We start from the raw sequence: 21,008 nt of genomic DNA on the forward strand, positions 1-21,008 counted from the left end.
CGGCGCGGCGGTGCCGACGATGGCCCCGCCCACGCCCTGCGGCACGAACGCACCTTGCGCCACGGTCGACGCGTAAGCCGGAATGTGTCCCGTGACCGTGTGCGGTACCCCCGGCAATGCATGGTGTACATGAGTCATTTTCAAGTCCTTGATCGAGAGGAAAGAGACGGCGCACAAGCCGCAGGCGGTGCGTCGTGCGCGCCGTTCACATGCCGGCCGGCGATGCTTCCATCGACTCAGGACGCGTGCGTCGAAGCAAACATCGGAGGAATCGGCAGGTCGATTCTGCGAGTCGGGTCCTGCCGGTTCCATTCGGCAAATGCGGTATGCGTCGTTGTCATTGCGAGCCGGACGGCGGAACGGAAAATGGTTCGGTGAGCCAGCCGGAAAGCACGGCCGTATGGAGCAGCGCGCAGATATTGGTGGAGGCCGTCTTCCCGAGAAGATGCGAGCGATGCTTGCGGGCGGTCTGGTCACTGATGCCCAGTGCACGGGCGACCTGCTTGTCGCTCATGCCGGCCGCGAGCAGTTTCAGGACCTCGCGTTCGCGCGGCGAGAACGGGTCGGCACGACGCGGGGCGCCGTTTTTTTGAGCACGTCAGGAAAGAGAATGAAATAGCGAATGGTCAGCTGCGCGGATTTCCGGACGCCGAATTTGTTGAGCAGATTTTCACGATGCTTGCGCGCGGTTGATACGGAAAAGACCAGTTCGGCCGCGATTTCACGGTCGGTCAGGCCTTTCGCGACCAGGCCCAACACGACTGTCTCGCGTGTAGTGAGTTTCAAGATGGATTCCCCGTTGACCCTTGAAAGGGCATCCCCTTTTCGTCACGGGAGCGGTGATCTCCTTTGAATTTTCATGACAACCTCACCGGCGACCGGACTCCGCCCCTTACGCACGCGACATGCAAAGGTGGATGCGCTCGAGACTGCAGTGATATTTCCGGCCAACCCTTTATGAAACGAATTTGCCGCGAGTATTCATGTCTGCTCGGCGGTCAAGGCAACACTGCTCGGATTATTTGAATTCGGGCGATCGGAACGATGCATCATACGCCCGCCATTCGGCTTTGCATGATGATTGATATTACTGATTGAATTGACTCAATCGGTGTGCATTAAATTATGAATTCACAGGTGAATTTTTATTTTTGTTTATAATTCAAGTAATTCGACACAAATGAGAAATTCTCGGTTATTTAATTACAAACCGACGAAATCGAATTAGACGATTGAAAGCTACCGGGTCGAGGATTTGCGCTGGGCGCCCTCGTCCTTCCTAGTCGATCTTTTTTCGTTCGCAGATGCCCGCGCCCGCCAAAGGGGCGCCCGGACGGCCCTGTCTTGGCTTCGTCGAGTAACGCGGAGAGCGTGAAAATGTGAGTCGGTGTCTGCGAGCCACGCGGAAGCGGGCACACCCGCGATCAACTTCCCGGCAGAGGTGAAATCATGCGGTCGGCTTGCGATTGCATGCAACGTCGACGCTGCATGGCAGCGTCTCCTGGCAAACCGGGCTGTTGCGCGCCTCGCCTGAGATGATCGCAACAGATTGAGGTGAACTGACGTGCAACAGGCGACCACCCGAGAAACTCGCTATTCCGCGGGCGGCTCACCTACACTACGCGTAGAAATATAAGAGAAACACCGTTTTGTCTCGCGGATTTCCCGACAGAAATCTCGATCGCCACTGCCAACACGCAGTTCCCGGCTACGTCACCACGCCGACCTGCCAGGGCACGAACTCGTTCTGCCCATAACCGTGCAACTCGCTTTTCGAATACGCGCCCGATGCGCAGTCGAGCATGCTCCTGAAAATGTCGTCGCCTAGCCGGGCGACCGTCGTCGTGCCGTCGATCACACCGCCGCAATTGATGTCGATGTCCTCTTCCTGACGCTCCCACAGCGCCGTGTTCGTCGCAAGCTTCAGCGACGGCGCCGGCGCGCAGCCGTATGCGGAACCGCGCCCCGTCGTGAAGCAGATCAGGTTCGCGCCCGACGCGACCTGCCCCGTCGCGGACATCGGGTCGTAGCCCGGTGAATCCATGAAAACCAGGCCGCGCACATCGATCCGCTGCGCGTACTCGAACACGTCGACGAGGTTCGTGGTGCCCGCTTTCGCGATCGCGCCCAGCGATTTCTCGAGGATCGTCGTGAGTCCGCCCGCCTTGTTGCCGGCCGACGGATTATTGTCCAGCGCGGCGCCGTTGCGCGCGCAATAGCCTTCCCACCAGGCGATTCGCGCGAGCAGCTTCTCGCCGACCTCGCGGCTGACGGCGCGCCGGGTAAGCAGATGCTCGGCGCCGTAGACTTCCGGCGTCTCGGAGAGTATCGCGGTGCCGCCCTGGCGTACCAGGCGGTCGACCGCCGCACCCAGCGCGGGATTCGCGGAGATGCCCGAGTATCCGTCGGAGCCGCCGCACTGCAGCCCCACCACGAGATGCGATGCCGGCACCGCGACACGCGTCGTGCGGTTCGCTTCCGCGAGCATGTTCGTGACCATCGCGATGCCGCGCTCGATCGTCTTGCGCGTGCCGCCGCTTTCCTGAATCGTGAAATGCTGCAAGCGTGCGCCATCCGCGTGCCCGCCTTCGCGAAGCACATCGCCGATCTGATTGGTCTCGCACCCCAGGCCGATGAACAGTACCGAATGGAAGTTCGGATGCGCGGCGTAGCCGGCCAGCGTTCTGCGAAGAATCGCGATCCCGTCGCCGCGCGAGTCGATTCCGCAGCCGAGCCCGTGCGTGAGCGCGATCACCCCGTCGATGTTCGGATAACCGGCCAGTGCCTGCGGGTGCACATCGCGCCGGAAATGGTCGGCGATCGCGCGGGCTACCGTCGCGGAACAATTCACGCTCGTCAGTATGCCGATGTAATTGCGCGTCGCGATCCGTCCGTCAGATCGGCGAATGCCCATGAAGGTCGCCGGTGTTTCGTCGAACAGCGTCGGACTCGCGGCCACGCCGAATTCATGCTCGCGCGCGAACTCGGCCATGCCGAGATTGTGAATGTGCACGTGCTGGCCGCGCGCGATCGCTTCGCGCGCGACGCCGATGATCTGGTTGTAGCGCCTGATCGGCTCGCCTTTCGCGATGTCGCGCGTCGCGATCTTGTGACCGGGCGGAATCAGGCCGGCGACGACGAGCGCCTCGGATGCGATCCGGGCGCCGGATACGAGCTGGCGCGTCGCGATCACGACATCGTCGTTCGGATGCAGCCGGATCGCGACCTGTTCGGTGGCGTAGGTAGTCATGGTGATGATCCTGGATGGGTCGTGGGATGGCGCGCTGGCGAAGGTTATCGATGCGTGCCGACCTGCGCGCCGCCGTGCGTGCCTTCGGCCGCGGCGTGCCCCATGCCGCGCAGCGAACGCAGCAGCAGCACGCTGACGAAGCACAACGCGGCGACCACCACGAAGCCGGCGCGCGAATCGTGCGACGCCGCGTCCGCGAACGCCTTGATCTGAGGCGACACGAAGCCGCCGAGATTGCCGATCGACACGATGAACGCGATGCCGCTCGCCGCGCCCGTCCCGCCGAGATAGCGTGTCGGCAGGCACCAGAACACCGGCTGGCACGCGACCAGGCCGGGAATCGCGATGCAGAATGCGAGCAGGGTCGGCACCGGCGTATTGATCACGGACAGCGACGCGAACGCGAGGATCCCGACCGTCAGCATGCCGGCCGCGACCTGCAGATGATTGTCGCGACGATCCGCGAAGCGGGTCGCGACGATCATCGCGGCGATCGTGCACAGCCAGGGAATCGTCAGCAGCAGACCGATTTTTCCATTGACCTGGGAGCCCATCGTCGCGGCGAATTTCGACGGCAGGTAGAACGCGAGCGGCGCATTGCCGATCTGGATGCAGAAGTACGCGGCAATGAACGTCAGCACGCGGCGGTCCTTCAGCACGCCGAACACGGCCGTCGACAGATGCCGGGGCTTCGCGCGCTCCTCGGCGTCGAGTGCGTGGCCCAGCGCCCGCTTCTCGTCCTCGGTCAGCCAGCGCGCGTCTTTCGGCCGGCTCGTCAGGTAGAAAAACGCGATCACGCCGACCACGGTCGCCATCAGGCCCTCGACCAGGTACATCCATTGCCAGTTCCGCAAGCCGAACATGTCATGCATCTGCAACAGGAAGCCCGACAGCGGATTGCCGATCAGCATCGCGATCGGCACGCCGAAGTAGAAGAGCCCGAGCGCACGGGCGCGCCCCTTCGCCGGAAACCAGTAGGTCAGGTACAGGATGATCCCGGGAAAGAATCCGGCCTCCGCCGCACCTAGCAGGAAACGGATCCAGTAGAACTGCGTCGGCGTGTGGGCAAACATCATCGATGCCGACACGAAGCCCCACGTCACCATGATTCGGCTCATCCATACGCGGGCGCCGATGCGGTTCATGATGAGGTTGCTGGGCACCTCGAACAACGCATAGCCGATGAAGAAGATACCGGCGCCGAATGCGAACGCCGCGTCGCTCAGGCCCGTATCGGCCTGATAGGCGATCTTTGCGAAACCGACGTTCGCGCGGTCGATAAACGCCAGCGCGTACATCAGCGTCAGGAACGGCAGGAGCCGGATCGCGGCCTTCCTGACCGCGCCGGCGAGATGCTGCGATTGTTGAGGATCATGGTTCATCGTTGTCTCCGGGATTGTTCTCGTCGTGGGGCCGATCGCTCACGTCCGCCATTCGGGCCCGATCACGAACAGCTTCGCGAGCGACTTCACAGCATCGGCGCACAGTTCGTTGCCGCGGCCGATCGTGAAGGTCGGGCCGTGCCCGTCGATGCCGTTGCGCGCATCGGTAACGAGCGTCACGTAGGTCGCCGAGTAATCCGAATTACCGTTCATCGCGTCGGAGCCGTCCATGCTCTTCGACGTCGGAAAGCGAATGTCACGTACCTGCGCATCGATAATTCGTGTCGCCATCGCTGCATGTCTCCTTGTCGTTTCATCTCGTCTGATCTTGTCGCCGCGCCCGGACGCCCCTGCAACGAGCCCGGCCGCTGCGGCCGTTCAGCCAAGCGCCGCGATCAGGCGCGGCTGCCCGATCGGCAACTTCAGCGCGCGCGCCATTTCGAGCACCGGGCGCAGGCGTCGCAGTTTCTTCATGTCGTGATTGCCGGCAATGTCGGCCAGCCGGTGCGCGAGGAATGAATTCGCGAACCGGTCGCGTACCTCGTCCAGATACGACAGCGCCGCGTCGCGCTCGCCGAGCGCAACGAACACCGGCATCACCTCGTCGTTCCACACCGCTTCGAGCGGTTCGCGATATGCGCGATCGTCCATCGCCGCACCGACCGTCATGTCCGCCGCACCGCCAAGCGTGAGCCATTGCTGCGCGAGCATCGTGTGTCCAAGATTGAGCAGCAGCAGTTTCAGGCGCTCGTAGCGTTCGAGATCGTCGGTCACGACGATGTCGGGGTGTTCGCACGGCAGCGTCATCCCGGCCGTGCGCCGAACCGCCCACAGCGCATACGGCTCGGCAATCGCGCCGACCGGATGGATCGGCTCCGACACGATGCGGTCGACGAGGGAATTGACCCACACGCAGCCGCCGATCAGGTAATCGACGAATGCCGCGTCCGCGCGCCAGCCCCGCGCGACGCCGACCACCAGGTCGCGCAGCGTGTCGCCGTTGCGCGCGACGAGTTCGCACGGCAGCAGCGTGACGGGCTCGCCGCCTGCCCGGAAACGCTCGTGCAGGAGCACCGCAAGCTTCGCCGCGAAGCCGCGCGGCATGCGGCGCCCGTCGAGCAGGCCCGCGCCGTCGTCGTCGAACAGCGCATAACCGCTGTCGCCGGTGTTCGATACGATCACCCGGACGTCGTGCGCCGCACGCTCTCGCAACAGCGCCCAGTCCTCGCTCGCATGCAGCGCTTCCGTGATCGCCACGCAATCGACCTGCCGGTCGATCGTCTCGCCATGCCGCCTGCCGCGGATTCTCACCGGATAGCGTCCGGCCGCGCGCAGCGCATCGATGCGCGCGCGACTCTCGGCGCTCGACGTCGTCTGCACGACCGTCACCGCACCGAGCGCGCGGCCGACAGCCTGCGCTTCGGACGTGAACAGGTCGACATGCGCCTGCAGGAAGCGGCTGGTCCCGAATTGCAGGATCGGATTGGCCATCGGTTTGCCGTCCGCGCTCAGCATTCGACGAGCGCCTTGATCACGCCGGCGTCCGGTTCGAGCAGCTCCGCGAAGCGGTCGGGCAGATCGGCCAGGCTCAGCGCGTGCGTCTTCAGCGCATCGGTCGGAACCTGGCCGGCACGCATCGCGGCGAGCACCGTTTCGAAATCCACCGGCGTCGCGTTGCGGCTCGCGAGCAGCGTCGTTTCGCGTTTGTGGAATTCCGGGTCCGAGAACGAGATGCGCCCTTTTACGAGCGAGATCAGCACGTACTTGCCACCGTGCGCGACGAAGTCGAGACCGCGCTCCATCGCCGCGAGATTGCCGGTGGCATCGAACACGACGTCGAAAAATTCATCGTCGGTGAGCGCCGCGAGACGCCGCGCGTCCGCGCCCTCCCCCGTCGTATCGAGCCGCACGGCGGCGTGCGCACCCAGCGCCGTCTCGCAAACCGCGAGCCGGTCTGCGCGAGCGTCGAGCACGCAAACCCGCGCGCCGCGCAGCGTCGCGAAAATCAGCGCAGCCATGCCGATCGGACCGGCGCCGACAACCAGCACGCGCTGCCCGGAGCGAACGTCGGCACGCGCCACGGCGTGTGCGCCGATCGCGAGGAATTCGATCATCGCGGCCTGATCGAGCGTGACGCCGTTCGCGTCGAACACGAATGCCTGCGGGACGGCGAGGTATTCGGCCATGCCGCCGTCCGCGTGCACGCCCAGCACCTGGATTCGCGTGCAGCAGTTCGTCTTGCCGGCCCGGCACGCGATACACGTGCCGCATGACAGGTACGGCATCACGTAGACCTGGTCGCCGGCCTTGACGCGCGCACCCGCCGGGGCGCTCTCGACGATGCCGGCCAGTTCGTGCCCCATCACGCGCGGATAGGCGAGATACGGCTGGTTGCCGGTGAAAATGTGCATGTCGGTACCGCATACGCCGACCCGCTTCACGCGAATCAGCACATCGTCGGGCCCCGCGGCCGGCATCGGACGCTCGGCAACAACGAGGCGGCCGGGTTCTTCGCAAATGACTGTTCTCATCGGGATCTCGATAACGTATGAAAAGAGGACGGTGTGGATGCAAATTGGCCTGACCAGACGAAGGCTATTGGCCTGACCATTTGTGGTCAAGCCAATTTCGTCAAATCCATGGAAAACACCTAGATCGCGACGCTGCCGAAAAAACCATGACAAGCCTTATTCTACCGTCCCATAAGGCTTACAACGGAATACACCAAGCAGCGAACGATGCCGTCCCGGGGCACTTCGGTAAGGCCAATTCAAAGGCCAATGCAAACTACTCTGTCACTGGTCTCCAGAACGCCCGATAAATTGGTCAGGCCACCAAACGTGCAGTAGACTCGTTGCTCCGGAGCACACGTGCGCGGTCCGCCGCGAGGGGGAGCATTGCCGGGCCAGTTCAATCAGGTGGATACCCGCCGTCTCTATCAGCGCATCGCCGACCAGATTCGCTCTCTGATCGAGGAGGGGCGCTTTGCCGACGGAGAACGCCTGCCGCCCGAGCGGGATCTCGCGCAACAGCTTGGGGTTTCGCGGCCGTCCGTTCGGGAGGCGCTCATTGCCCTGGAGATCGAAGGCGTCGTCGAGGTGCGGATGGGGGCCGGCGTGTTTGTGTGTGCCGTCGCGAAGGCCCCGGCCGCGCCGGCGACATCGCTTGGCGAAAACCCGATCGAGCTGATGAATGCCCGTGCGGCGCTGGAAGGCAGCGTGATCGAGTTGGCCTGCGCCCGCGCGACGCCCGAACTGCTGGCACCTGTCCGTCGCGCCGTGGAAGCGATGCGATCCGCGATTGCGGAAGGCCGCTCTCCGGTCCAGCACGATCGTGAACTTCACGTGGCAATTGCCGCGATGACGGGCAATTCCGTTCTGGTCCGACTGGTGGGCGAGCTCTTCGACGGGCGCCACAGTCCGATCTCGTCACGCGTCAGCGCACGGGCGGAGAGCAGGCAAACGTGGGCCAAAGCATTCGAGGAGCATGAATCGATCCTTCATGCGCTCGAGAATGGCGAAGTGCTGATGGCACAGGCAGCCATGCGGACACATCTTTACGCTTCGCAGCGACGCTGGCTGGAGCAGGAGCGCAACTGAAGAGGCTGTGCGGCGCGCCAACGGCAACCTGTCGTCAGCGGCGCGCGCGCTCGGCATTACCCGCGCGCAACTGGCTTATCGTCTGCAACGGCGGGCGGACGAGTCCACCAAGGGCTGACGTGCCGTCGGCGATCTGCCGGGCGATGCTCCGCCGCCATCACCCGAGCGCCACGGACTGATCCGGTGCTTGCCGACGCCCTGCGCCGGCAAGCACCGCCCGAACTCGCCGCCATCCATCACCCGACGATCACCTGCTGCCCGGGAGCGATCTCGCCCGGATTGCTCGCCAGATTCCGGTTGAGCTGCAGAATCTCGTTGAGCGCGACGTTGATCCGCTGACCGTCCGACATCCGCTGCTGTTGATCGGCCGGCACATGGGCCGCGGCAAGCAGCGATCCTTCGTGACGTTCGGCAATCGTCCACAACGAATCGCCCGCGACCACATTCACGGTCAGCGGCGTAGCACTTGGCGAACTCGACGGAGGCTGCGCCGATTGCGACGGTGCCGCGGATGCGCTCGGTTGCGACGGCGTCGCTGACGCGTTCGGCTGAGCCGGCGCCGTCGTCGCGCCCGGCGACGGCGCAAGCGACGCGCCCGGCGTCGGCGTCCCGGCGTTCGAACCCGAATGATTCGTCGATGAACCGGGCGTCTTGTGCTTATCGTCCGACGTCGCCGAGGTAATCAGATTGATCCCCTGCATGACGCCGAAGATCGCCACCGGCGCCAGCGCGATGCCGGTCGGCAAGCGCTCCAGCCACGGCGTCGCATTCGGGAAATGCGAATGCAGGCGCCCGGCACCGAGCAGCACACCGGACATCGTCGTCAGCGTGCCGGTATACGGATCGCCCGTCATCGCGGTATGGATGCCGCTTGCGATGCTCATCGCCGAGGTCAGGTAATCGCCGGTCGCGCTCACGGTACGTGCCAGCTGGCTGCGATTCTCGGCATTCACGCCGCGCAGGCTGCCCTTGTAAACGATGCCGGTATAGGCGGCGCTGAATAGCCCGCCCACGGCCTGCCCGCCGGCCACCAAGTCTCCCTTCGCGTACGCCTTGGCCGCGTTCATCGTGATCGAGCCGGCGTAACCGCCCAGCGCAAGCACGCGGCCGATCCGGCCGATCGAGTGTCGCGGGCTGCCGTGATGCAGCAGCTTCAGCGACGTCCCGCCCACCACGCCCTGCATCTGCGCGAGCATGTCGGCGGCGATCGCCTTCGTATGCGTCACCGTATCGTCGAACGACAGTTGCCCGTCATCGTTGAGCGCGCGCAGCTGCGCAGCCTTTGCCTTGCCCTCGTACGCAATCTGCTCCAGTTGCGCGCCGCGCCCCGCCACGTCGAAACCGTTCGCCTTCAGTTGCGTCTGCAGCCCGCGCACGAGCCGGTCGACCACCCGGTCGAACACGCGCGGATCGCCGTTCTTCAGGCTGGCGACCGCGCCGTGATGCAGCGCCTGGAACACGCGGCCGACCCGCAGCCCCGCATACAGCGAATTCGTCGCGGTGCGCACCGACTCCCGGCCCAGCCCGATGAGCAAGCCGGCCCCGGCGCCACCGGTCACGGTGGCCGCCGTGATGTCGCCGGCAATCCGCCGCGGCGACGGCGGCGGCCGGTTGTCGCCGATCGGCTCGTCGTGCACGCGCAGCGCATGCAGTTCCGCCTGCGCGCGCTTCGCGTCGGGAATGGCGACCTGCGCGAGTTGGGCGGCCTCCCGGCGGCTCGCGCCGATCGGCTTCGTGCCGTCGTTGATCAGCGCGGGATCGCGCACGACCGCACGCCAGTGGTCGAGCGGGTCCGCCGCGGCCGGCCGCGCGCGCGTGGTCACGCGGTCGGGCACGCTGCTGCCGTATTGCTTCAGCCAGCGCCCGCCGAACGCGCGCGCGCCCTTGTCCGTGGGGAAGCGCGGCTTGTTGCCGTCGGCGTCCCACTTCTTCGTCGCGTGCTCGATCGTCGCCTTGCGCGCCTGATTCAGCCACACCGTCGTGTTGCCTTCGTAGATTTTCTGGCGCAACCCGGCGATTTCGGCGGGCGTCATTCCGTGCGCGGCGCCGATGCGCTCGACCTCCGCGAACAGCAACTGATGTTGATTCGCCAGCGTCGTCCGGTCGACACGTTCGAACACGCGCGTCAACGCATCCGCGCCGTGCAGGCGGTTGATCACCTCGGGCCGGTTGCGGTTTTCGACGATCAGCTTCGCGAGCGCGCCGGTGAGCTCCTGGTTGCCGATGAAGTCCGCGCCGTGCGTGCCGTATGACAGCCCCATATGCACCCATTCGAGCCCCTTGCGCTCGAGCACCGCGCGCAGCAGCTTCTCGTGCCCCGCGCCCGGCACCGATTCGGGTACCGCGTCCCAGCCGTGGAACGTGACCATCACGTTCGGCGCGACCGTGTCGGGATGCGCGTTCGACCAGCGTTCGAGCGCCGTGACGACCCGCACATAGTCGTGATACGTGTCGTTGGTGCCCGACTGGAACCGGTAGTCGACGCCGGACACGAGCGCGCGCGACGGCGCCGTCTCGAGCCGGATCGCGAAACCCGTGCGCGCCGCCTCGTCGAGCCAGCGGTGCAGATGTTCGAGATCGTCGAGCGCGAGCGCCTTCCCGTCCGAACCGGGCGCGGGATGAATCATCCCGTTCTCGCCGTCGAACTTCGCATGCTTCTGGTCGCCGAGTGCCTTCACCGCGCTCAGGAAATCCGGATCGTGTGCCTTGCCGAGCGCCGCCGCGAGCGAATGCGGGTCGATCACGAGCGTAACGACCGGCATCACGCCGCCGTACCGTTCGACCTGCGCGCCCATCAGCGCCGGATCGTCGCGCAACGAGTACGAACGCGCCATCGGCACCATCCTGTCCTGCAACTGCGGGTCCGAGCGCGTGTGGAATTGCCGGATCCGCTTGTCGGCGACGGTCGCGGCGCCGACGCGGCGCGTGTGCGGGCGCAGCTTGCCGTTGACCGGCAGGAATCGCGATGCCGACGTCGATACGTCGCGCGCGACAAACAGCTTGTTGAGCAGCGTGCGCCACATGCCCACGTCGACCATCACGGCCTGCGGTTCGCCCTTCAGCACGAGATTCACGTCGCCGGGCCGCCGAGCCTGTTTGTTGAAGGCCTCGATCTGCTCGTGGGTCGGGAAATAATCCTCGGTCTTCGCCGCGCCGTTGCGCAGGCTGAACTCGACGACCGTGGCCGACGGCAACCCAGGCTGGTACGGTTCGATCGACAGCGACTCGGGCGCCTGGCCGCTGCTCCCCAGACGCCGCAGTTCGCCGAGCACGTCGTTGTAGCGGTGCTGGAGGCGGGCCGCCAGCGCGCGGAACGCCGCCGACTGCTGCCCGCGCGCCTGCGCGTCGGACACTTGCTCCTTGAGCGCTTTCTCACGTGCCTCGAGCGCCGCGACGCGCGTCGGCCGCGCACTGTTCAGAAAGTCGCGCGGCTGCAACTGCGTGAGCAGGAAATGCACGTCCGCGCCGAAGCGATCGGTACCGATCGGCATTTCGTCGAGCGGGATGCCCGGCTTGTTCTGGTTACCCGCGTGCTTGATCTCGTCGAACCAGCGCATCTCGCCGTTGCGCGCCGCGATCGCGCCGAGCGGATTGTCGAGTGCCTCGGCCACTGCCCGATCCGTCTTGAACACGTAGATCACGTGACGCCCGCCGTCCAGCGAGCCGTTGCGGATCGCGGTCAACAGGTGCGACACGCCGTTGCCGCTGAAGTCGACCGCGTTGAGTGTGGACTTGTCCGACGGCAACAGGTGCGGATCGACCGGCGGCCGCGGCGCCGCATTCGTGCCGCCGCCCTGCTCCGCGGTTGCCAGCGGTTTGCGGACCGGCACGATCGACTGGAACATGTCGCCGGCCGAGCGCAACGGCTTCTTGTCGGTGGCGGCGTCCTTTGCCGGCCGGAACCCGCCGATGCGATCGACGACCTCGGGCCTGACATCGCTGACCACGAACCGGATACCGCGGCGCGGCGAGCGGCCGACCGGAATGCCGCCCCGGCGGCGGCGCCGGAACACGGTACGCAGGTTCTGCTCGGGAATCTCGGTATCGCCGAGCGGCGCCTTCTCGACGTACTTCCATTCGTGGTTCGTGTTGCGCTGCGCGTAGCCGAGCACCTTGCCCGTCTCGTCCTCGACCACGTGAATCCAGCGGTGCTCGCCTTCGACCGCGCGCACCGCCTGGCGCGGCCGCTTGAAGCCCGGCGCGTCCTGCAGCTTCGACACGGCGGCGGCGAGCTCGGGATCGATCGGGCCCGACGCGGTCACGGGCCACGACGTCTTGCCGTCCGGCGTCTCGATCTTCGACGGGCCGCCGAGTTGCACCAGCTCGTCGTGCGTGACCGGCGATACGTAGAAATCGTACTGGCGCCGCGCGCGGCGCCCGTGGCCGGTGGCTTGCTCGAGCGCCTTTTGAAGCGTCTGCTGCACGCGTTTGCCGTTCAGCATCCGCGCCGGGCCCAGCGTGCCATGCGCATCGGTTTCGAGCACCGCGACGACCGCCGGCATCGCGTGCTCGGCGCCGTCGGCGGGCGGCACGCTATGCGTCGTGATCAGCACGTGCGCGTTGGGTCCGAACTGGCGTGCCAGCCCGTCGAGGGTCGGCGCGTGCCGGCCGTCGATGCGCGTGAGCGTGCGCCGGCCGACGCTGTCGAGCCATGCGGCCGCACGCGCCTGCGGATCGGCCGCTGTCGCCGCCGCGGTGCCCTGCGGCGCGGCGGGCGCGCCCGCATGACCGGCGACGGTGGCGGGCGTCGCCGCGCCGGACGGGTCGCCGGCGGTGCCCGCGAGGCGGCCGGCGGCCGGGTCCGCACCGCCGAGCATCGGCCAGACCGGGCGGCCGGCGACCGAGCCGACCGCGCGCAATCCGGACGCATGCACGGCCGCATATCCTTCCGGCAATCCGGAACGATCGACGCCGGCGAGCCGGTACGACACGTCGCCGGTAGCCGCGTCACGGGTTCGCACGACATACATGTCGACGCCGGCCGGCTTGAACAGCTCGCCGCCGGGCGTCGTGATGCGCAGCGCGCGTGCCGGATCGTGGCCGAGCGCCGACAACAGCACGACGTCGGCCGGCGCGGCGGCCTCGACGGCGGCCAGGTTCGCCACCGCGTGGGCCGCGACGCGTTCCTGCGCCGTCAGGTCGCCCTGCGCGAAGGCGATTGCGTCCGGTAGCGCATCGGCCGGCACGTACGCGTGATGGCGCGGCCCGGTATGCGCCGCATCGAGCGCCGGGCCGAGATCGTCGTGCGCGACCACCCGCGTGCCCTCCGGCAGCGCGCGCTGTCCATCGGGCATCGTGTGGCCCTGCGCATGCGTTGCCGCGGCCGTGGCGTCGGGCACGGTGCCGCTGAAGCGGAACCAGCCTTCCTCGGGATCGAGCGCGCCGAAATCGGTGCCGCTGCCGAGCACGATGCTGCCGTCGCGCGTGACGAATTCGACGCGCAGGTTAGTCAGGCCGGCTTCATCGAACGCCTGCATCACGCCGTCGATCACGCGGGTCGGCTGGGGTTCGTCGAGGAAATAGCTGGGCCAGCGCTGGCTCACGGTGCCGCCGGCACGCGTGACGCGCGCGGCGTCGCCGATCACGCCCGGCCGATCGGTCAGCGCGCTGCGGAACGGATGGTCGAGCGTGACCGATTCGAACGTGTCGTCCGGAATCTCGGTGAAGTCGTAGCCGGGATCGGCAAACGTCGGATCGGGCACGCGCGGCACGGTCGGCCGCACCGGTGCATCGCGCATCGGCCGGGCCGCCGTGTACGCGGTGGCCGGCGAAGGTTCGGCGCCCGACTCCACGCCCGACCCGGCGGGAAGCGCCGCGCGTCCGGCGCGCGCCGGATCGCCGCGGAAGCTCTGCATCGGCAGGCGATCCTTGTCGACCTGGCCGGTCAGTCGCGTCCCGCGCACGGCGGTCGAACCGTCGTGCTCGACGAGCAGGATGTCCGGCGGCGCCCAGACCGACGTCGGCCGCCCCGTGAGCTCGGACAGGCGCTGCGCGAGCGCGGCGGCGAACGTCGTGCTCGCGGCCCGCACCTGACCGGGCGCAACGCGCAACGGATCGTGCTTGTTCGAACCGCCGAAGCACGAATACAGCGTCACGTCCTGCCCCGGTTCGAGATGCGGCGCGACGCGCTCGGCCACCTCGTCCGGCGTCAGCGGCCGGCCTTCGGGGCCCAGCATCGCGTCGGCCGACATCCCGTGTCCGAACACCACGTGATGACCGGGCGGCGACATCAGCGCGCGCGCGCCGATCGCATGCAGCGGGTCGCTCGGCGGCATCAGCAGCGTGTCGGCCGGGCGCAGGAATTCCGGGTGCTGCGTCGCGTCGACGCCGGTCACGTCGTCGAATCCCGTCTGCAGGATCGACTGGCCGTGGATCGTCGTCGTGATCACGCCGCCGTCGACGATCCTGCGATCCGTATAGACGCGGCTGTTCTTCGGATAAATCTTCTGCGGGATGCCCGACAGGCCGTCGTCGGCCTCGTCCGCGACGGCCTGCTCGGTGCGCGCGGCCCATTCGTCCGCCGTGAAGATCTGCCCGGGCCCGACCTCGACGAGCGGGGTCGGCACATAGACGGGCGGCTCGCCCGCGTCCGGTTCGGGCGCGAGACGCGGATGCGCGGGCCCGCGCGGCGTCGATGCCGGCCGCCCGGCATCGCCCGGCGTGCCCGCGTTGCCGCGCCGCCCGCTGTCCGCTTCCGGATCGATCTGCGCTTCGATCGGGCGCACCGGTTCGACCGGCGCGTCGCCGTGCGTGGCCGCGTTCGGCACGGGTTCGCCCCGCCGCGCGAACACCATCGGCGGATCGCTCGCATCGGGCGCCTCGGGGATATGCAGATAGAGCCGCGTCGACACGTCGGGATCGTGCGCCGGCACGACGATGTCGTCGCTGTTCGGATGCAGGAACAGCGCCCCGGTGCCGCGCACCGAGTTGGATGCGATCGACGCGATCACGGGCACCTGCAGCTCGTACGCAAGCTCCTGCGCGAACGGATAGCTGCCGGAGCCGAGATAGCAGCCCGTCAGCAGCACGCCGTTGCCCTCCGTATAGGCGGGATCCTCGAGCAGCTTGCGGGCGAATTCCCTCGGCGACATCGTGCTGCCGCCTTGCGTGACGGCGGCCGAGCTCTCCCAGCTCACGTCGCGCGGCTTCGTGCCGTGCGATTCGGCGATGTCGAAGCCCGACACCTTCAGGAATTGCCGCGCGGTCGCGTGGCCGAGCAGGTTCACGACGCTCGAACCCGGCACGGGCCGCAGTTCCAGCGGATTGACGCGAACCGGCTGTGCGCGGCCAGGCGAGAACTTCCCGTTCACGTCGGGTTCGATCTGGAAGCGCGCGAGCCGGCGGCCCGGATCGGGAATCGCGCGGCGCCACCCGGCCGCGTCGTCGTCGCCGAGCCGGCCGAATACCGGCGCCTGGATCAGGTCCGCGAATTCCTGCAGCAACTCGGGATCGGCGCCGCTGTGCGGCCCCTCCAGTGCGACCGGCACGCCCGGCGTGTAGCCCTTCCACGCCAGATCCTCCAGCGCGTACGTCATCTCGAGCGCGCTCGCCGAACGGCCGCTGCGCGGATTGACGATCGCCCCGCGATTCGTCAGCACGCGCCACACGTACACGCCGAGCGGCACGCGTGACTGCCCCGACGCGTCGCGGCCGCCCCAGCGGTTCGAAACCGGGCGCGGCGCCACGGTGCTCCAGTCGACCGCATGCGCGCCCTGATCGATGACCGCCAAGGCCGGCGAGAATCGGTAGGTACGCGGCGCATACTGCACCGAGTGGTCGGGCTTCCCCGCGTAACTGGGCGCGCCGGGTTCCAGCTCGATGCCGGCCGTGTAACCGGAGTCGGGGCCGTCGCTGCGATAGCGCGGCGAACGCCATACGACGAAGCCGCTCGAGCCGTACACGTCCACCCCCAGCACGTTCGCCAGCAGTTGCGCGAACGACGTCACGCGCGTGCCCGCGCCGCACGCATAAAGGATCACCGGCGATTTACCGTCCCAGCCGCTCTGGCGCACCATCTCGGCCACGTCGTCGGCGCTCATCGGCTTGCCGGTCGCGCTCGCGAACGCATCGGACCACGCGTGCGCGTACACCGCGAAGTAGCCGGGCGGCACCGGCATCAACGGTCGCTCGCCCGCTGGCAGCCGGTTCTCGGGCTGTGACGGGTGGTTCGAATAGATCGCGAGGTCGGCTTCGCGGCGCGGATACGCGCCCCACTGCGTTTCGTGCATGCCGACCAGCGCGTTGACCACGTCGATGCGCTTGCCGTCCTCGAAGCGGATCAGCGGCTTGGCCGGATCGAATCCGCGCGGATACACCACGCGCAGCGTGCGATCGTACGTATCGTTCATCGACAGGGTCAGCGCCTTGCCGGCATCGTCGAGCCCGACATGGCCGACCATCGCTTCGGGCGGCACCGTGCCGTCCGCGGCGAGCCTCGTGGTGTCGACCAGCGCGACCTGGTAGCGGCCCGCCACCGTCCCGCCGAGCGCGACCATCATCGCGTCGTGGTACGACGCATACCGCGTCACGCCGATCGTGCCGTCCGCGTCGGATGCCGCGGCCGCGCGTGCCGCCGCATCGTCGCCCGCGGCCGCGCGCCGTTCGTCCGCGTTCGCCGCGCGGATGTCGTCCGGCAGGTTGCCGCGGTCGGTCGCGGGCAGTCCGTCCTCCTCCGGGTTGCGCACGTTGCCTTCGGTATCCTCCAGCGCGTACACGTAGTATTCGATGTCTTCGAGACGGTTGCCGCCGGCGAGAACCGATCCGACCACGCTGCGCAGCACGTCCGGATCGGCCGCCGCGCGCGCGGGAATTTCCCACGACGCGGGACGTCCCGTCGTTGCAGGCGTGCCGGCCTCGGTCGGCGGCGCTTCGTCGGCGGCCAGCGCGTGCGCGATCGCCGGCGTGGGTTCGCCGTCGATTGCTTCGGCGTCGGGCGCCAGTCTCAACGGGATCGCGCCGCCGTCTTCCGGCATGCCCAGTGTGCGGTGCGCCCGCAGCCACGCGGAGAATCTCGCCCGCAGCCCCGTGCCGGCCGGCGACACCGGTTCGCCGTCGTCGGCCGATTCGCCGAAACTGTTCGCCTGTTCCTCCGCGTGTTGCCACGGGTTGCCGATCTCGCCGACCGCGAGACGCTGGTTCGCGAGCCCGTTGGCGAGCATCGAGTTCACGACGTCGACCGCGACCGGCCGCGGCATTGCCGGCGGCGCGGGCGTCTTCGTGATCGCGCGGATCGGCCGCTCCATCAGCGTGTGCGAACCGAGGCCCATCTGCGCGACGCCGATCCCGAGGTTCAGCAACTGCTGCGCGCGATCGGAATCGGACATCGCATCCCAGTTCTTCACCAGCGACACGCCCTGGTCGGCCATCTGGTAACCGCCGATCACGCCGCCGGTGACGTTGAACACCCCGGCCGTGCGGCCGGTCATCTGCGCGAGCGTCTGGAACGCGTCGGCCCCCTGCGTCAGACTGCCGACCCCGGCCGCCTCGGCCGTGACGCCCTCGCCGCGCGATGCCAGCGTGAGCAGGTCCGAGACCTGCCCGGTCGTGCGCAACAGCGACGACGCTTCGGCGAACGACTTCGCCGCGACGCCGAGCCCGCCGCCCGCGAAGCCGGCGCCGCTGCCGATCAGGCTGATCCAGTCGCCGCGCGCCTGCGCATTGCCGAAGCCGGTCGACTGGCCGTGATCGCTCAGGTTCTTCAGGTCGGCGATGGCGGTCGGCACGCCGACCGCCATCCCCGCACCGACGGCCGCCATCGCATAACCGATCAGCGGGCCGCCGCCGATCGCCCCGATCCCGCTCGCGACCAGCACGACACCGCCGGCCGCCGCGAGTATGCCGGTGCCGATCTCGAGAATGTGTTCGGCGTGCTGGTACCACTCCGTCTTGTGCGCGTCGATCGGTTCGTATTGCCCGAGATCGACGGGCGACCCATCGAGCTTCAGGTTCTTCGGCACGTACAACTGGCCGTCGTCGGACAGCGCATTGTTGTGCTGGTAGTCGTCGACGGTGTCGTACTTCCAGCCGCGATCGTCGATCAGCTTGTACTGGTCCGGATGCCCCTCGACCTGCACCTTGAACAGCGCGCTCGGCGCGGTGCCCGTGCTCTTCGACACGTAGTAGATCGGCACCAGCGACACGACCGCGTGATCGCCGCCGACTTTCCGGATCTGGTCGACGACGGTCTGGATCATCTGTGTTGCGGCGGAATTCTTTGCGTACAGCGACTGGCTGTTCACCGCCGTGCCGTTCAGCAACTGCCCGTTGCCGACGATCATCTGCTCGAGCAGCGCCATCGACGGCACGTCGTTCGCGTCGGTCGGCACCGCGCCCGGGTCGTCGGGCTGTATCCCGAGCCCCGCGCCGACGAAGTTCGTGAGCTGGTCGGAACCGACCGTGAACGTCCGGGACTGGCCGTCGAAGTTCTTCTGGAAGTCGTTGAAGTACGCCTTCAGCTGCTTGTCCGGATCGGACTTGAACAGGTTGTAGCTGGCCGTCGCGGCCTGCTTGTTCTGGTTGCTCTGCGCGTGCTCGGTGCCTTGCTGGTAACGCAGCTGGAAGTCGTTCGCGAAGCCCGAGCGGAACCGGTCGTCGTTCTGCATCTTCGACAGCAGCGCCTTCGACAGCGAAGGATCGACGCCGGACGAAAGCGCCTGGCGCACGCCGTCGAACCCGTATCCCGTGTCGCTGCCGCGCAGCGTGTAGATCATCGTCTTCGCGTTGCCGTTGGCGTCGAGCAGCCAGCTCGCGACGTCGTCCTCGCGATGCACGGGCTCGCCGTTCGCGGTCGGCTGCTGGTCGGCCAGCCCGACCGCCTTGCTGAGCCCCTTGTAGAACTCGGTGCCGTCCCCGTAAGGCTGCGGCGTGCCCGTGTTCGACTGCGTCCACTTGTTGCCGAAATCCTTCTTGACGGTGTCGAGCACGACGCCCGCGAATTCGGGCGGCGCATTGGCGAGGATGTCCTGCATCCATTTGCCGGCCTTGTCGGCATTCATCCTGCCGTCGTAACGCGCCTGCATGCTCGCCTGGTCCGTCGCCTTCGAATCGGGCTTCTGCATCAGCGGATCGATCTGCGAATGGATGAAGTTCGCGTCGAAATGCGGCTGGCCGGCCTGCGTCCACAGCGTCTGGCGCTCGTCCAGCGAGAACGATGCGTCCATGTTGGTCTTCAGCACCTGGAGCGCGGCGCCGGGGTTGCTGCCCGGGCTCTGCATCAGCTGCGAGACCTGCTGCTTCGTGTACTGCAGCCGCACGTCGGGCGCCGCCGCGAGCAGCAGCTGGATCTTCTGGTATCCGGGCCCGGGCGACTTCGGGTCGACCTTCCCCATTGCATACTGGAACACGCCCTGCTGGTCGATCTGATCCTTCAGCGTCTTGGCCGCGGCCGGGTCCGTCACGTTGGCCGGATTCACTTCGACGCCCGTCAGCTTGACGAACGCCTCCGCGAGCGGGTTCTGCTTGGCCAGCGCCTGTTCCTGCGTCGACAGCTTCGGGTCGTTCGGGTCGACGGTCTGGCCCGTGTCCTGCAGCAGCGCAAAGGTAACCGGATCGGACTGCGCGAGCTGCTTCATCTGCGGCGTCAGCGACGGATCGTCGGGATTGATCGTCGCGATCGTGCGCTTGAGCTGGCTTTGCTCGCCGAATACGTCGACGAGGCCGGTGTACCACATGCCGTCGTGGTTCTGCTTCACGGACGCGACGGTCTGTTTCTGCTCGTCGGGCGTCACGTAGGTCAGCGCGGTGTCGTCGCCGCCCGTCACCACCTTGTCGTACTGGCTCTGTGCCTGCGACATCTCCCGCGTGATGTCGGCCTCGTCGGCACGGCGCAATCCGCCCGGTTCCTTCTGCCACGCCGCGTAGTCAGCCTTCGCGTCGTTCAGGCGCAGCGTCGCGGCCGACACGCTGTATTCGTGGCGCAGTGCGGTCGTCAGCGCCGTGTAGGCGGTGTCGCTGTTCGCGTCGGCCGTGCTGGCCGCCTGACGCAACTGCGCACCGGTATCGGGGTCGTCGCGGCGGATCCCGCCCGGCAACGCGTTGTACCGCTGCAAGTCGGCATTCGCGGCCTGATCCTGCTGCGCGACCTGCGCAAGCTGGAATGCCTTCTCGTTGGTCGCCCGCTGGGGTGCCGATTCCGCCGAGACCGCCTTCTGCGCATCGTCGAGGACCTCGCTGAGCACGGGATCGTTCGGCGTCGCGTTGCGCAGGTCCGCCGCGACGCCCGCGATCGCCTTGTTCGTGTCGCCGCCGCCGTCCGCGGCGACGCGCATCTGGTTCTCGACGGCTGCCTGCACGGCGCCCCACGCGCTCTCGGCCTTCTTGACCTGGTTGTCGAGGTCGGCTTGCGACGCGCCCTGGTCGTTCAGGCGCTTGAGCGTCGCCATCTCCGCCTGCGCCAGCTGGAGCAGGCGCTGCGTCTCGGCCTGCGCCGCGGCAAGGGCCTTCTGTTCGGGTGTCTGGGCCGGAGGGGCGCCGGCGGCGCCGTTGGTGTTCGTCCCGTTGTTGTTCGTCGGGTTGTTGTCGCTCTGCGGCTGCGGCACGTCGACCGGTCCGCCCCCGCCCCCTCCCACTGCCATCAACACCATGTCCGTTCTCCCGCGGCATGCGTGACGTACCGGGCAAGCGGCAGGCCGCCACGCGCAATGGTCCATTGTGCCGAACCGACAACGCGCAAAAAGTCGCGAATTACGTAGTCGCCGGCCCGGTTACGCCGGCACCGGGAAACGTGCGCTACGAATGTGGTGCGGGCAACGGCCGTTGCTTGCCGATACCGGTTCGGCG

General features: G+C 67.3%; 9 protein-coding genes and 1 pseudogene. 2 read left to right on the forward strand and 8 right to left on the reverse strand.

Translation table 11 applies throughout. The annotated features are described in order from the left end of the window. Window positions 1-337: 337 nt before the first annotated feature. The 7 genes and pseudogenes from BT264_RS15660 to BT264_RS15690 all read right to left on the reverse strand — a co-directional run bounded on the left by BT264_RS15660 (window position 338) and on the right by BT264_RS15690 (window position 7,163). Window positions 338-514, reverse strand: coding sequence for a helix-turn-helix domain-containing protein (locus tag BT264_RS15660; RefSeq protein WP_243712198.1), 177 nt, complete (start codon window positions 512-514; stop codon window positions 338-340). Window positions 515-531: 17 nt separating this feature from the next. Beyond that, entirely contained in the window at window positions 532-786 is a 255-nt protein-coding gene (locus tag BT264_RS15665) for a response regulator transcription factor (protein ID WP_175963571.1), read from the reverse strand. 922 nt (window positions 787-1,708) lie between these two features. After that, a complete protein-coding gene (locus BT264_RS15670; RefSeq protein ID WP_072438558.1) occupies window positions 1,709-3,250 on the reverse strand; it encodes a UxaA family hydrolase in 1,542 nt (513 codons plus the stop codon). A gap of 44 nt (window positions 3,251-3,294) precedes the next feature. Then, entirely contained in the window at window positions 3,295-4,632 is a 1,338-nt protein-coding gene (locus BT264_RS15675) for an MFS transporter (RefSeq protein ID WP_072438560.1), read from the reverse strand. Between the two features lie 63 nt (window positions 4,633-4,695). Beyond that, a pseudogene (locus BT264_RS15680) lies at window positions 4,696-4,923 on the reverse strand (fuconate dehydratase); the annotation flags it as partial. Window positions 4,924-5,010: 87 nt separating this feature from the next. Continuing rightward, the gene (locus tag BT264_RS15685; RefSeq protein WP_072439069.1) at window positions 5,011-6,123 is read right to left on the reverse strand and encodes a mannitol dehydrogenase family protein; all 1,113 of its coding nucleotides are present in this window, start codon (window positions 6,121-6,123) and stop codon (window positions 5,011-5,013) included. A gap of 17 nt (window positions 6,124-6,140) precedes the next feature. Continuing rightward, the gene (locus BT264_RS15690) at window positions 6,141-7,163 is read right to left on the reverse strand and encodes a zinc-binding alcohol dehydrogenase family protein (protein ID WP_072438562.1); all 1,023 of its coding nucleotides are present in this window, start codon (window positions 7,161-7,163) and stop codon (window positions 6,141-6,143) included. Between the two features lie 366 nt (window positions 7,164-7,529). Between BT264_RS15690 and BT264_RS15695 the strand changes: the two genes are divergently transcribed. Together BT264_RS15695 and BT264_RS15700 are read left to right on the forward strand one after the other, a co-directional pair. Next, on the forward strand, window positions 7,530-8,231 hold the full coding sequence (locus BT264_RS15695; RefSeq protein WP_072438563.1) for a FadR/GntR family transcriptional regulator: 702 nt from the start codon (window positions 7,530-7,532) through the stop codon (window positions 8,229-8,231). Window positions 8,232-8,238: 7 nt separating this feature from the next. Continuing rightward, window positions 8,239-8,349: a helix-turn-helix domain-containing protein gene (locus tag BT264_RS15700; protein WP_371287104.1), complete on the forward strand. Its 111-nt coding sequence runs from the start codon at window positions 8,239-8,241 to the stop codon at window positions 8,347-8,349. A 118-nt stretch (window positions 8,350-8,467) separates the two neighbouring features. On the opposite strand, the gene BT264_RS15705 is transcribed toward BT264_RS15700, so the two are convergent. Continuing rightward, window positions 8,468-20,812 carry an LWXIA domain-containing protein gene (locus BT264_RS15705; protein ID WP_072438565.1) on the reverse strand — a complete coding sequence of 4,115 codons (12,345 nt, stop codon included), beginning with the start codon at window positions 20,810-20,812 and terminating at the stop codon, window positions 8,468-8,470. Window positions 20,813-21,008: the final 196 nt, after the last annotated feature.

The organism is Burkholderia sp. NFPP32, assembly GCF_900119325.1.
GTDB lineage: Bacteria > Pseudomonadota > Gammaproteobacteria > Burkholderiales > Burkholderiaceae > Burkholderia > Burkholderia pyrrocinia_C.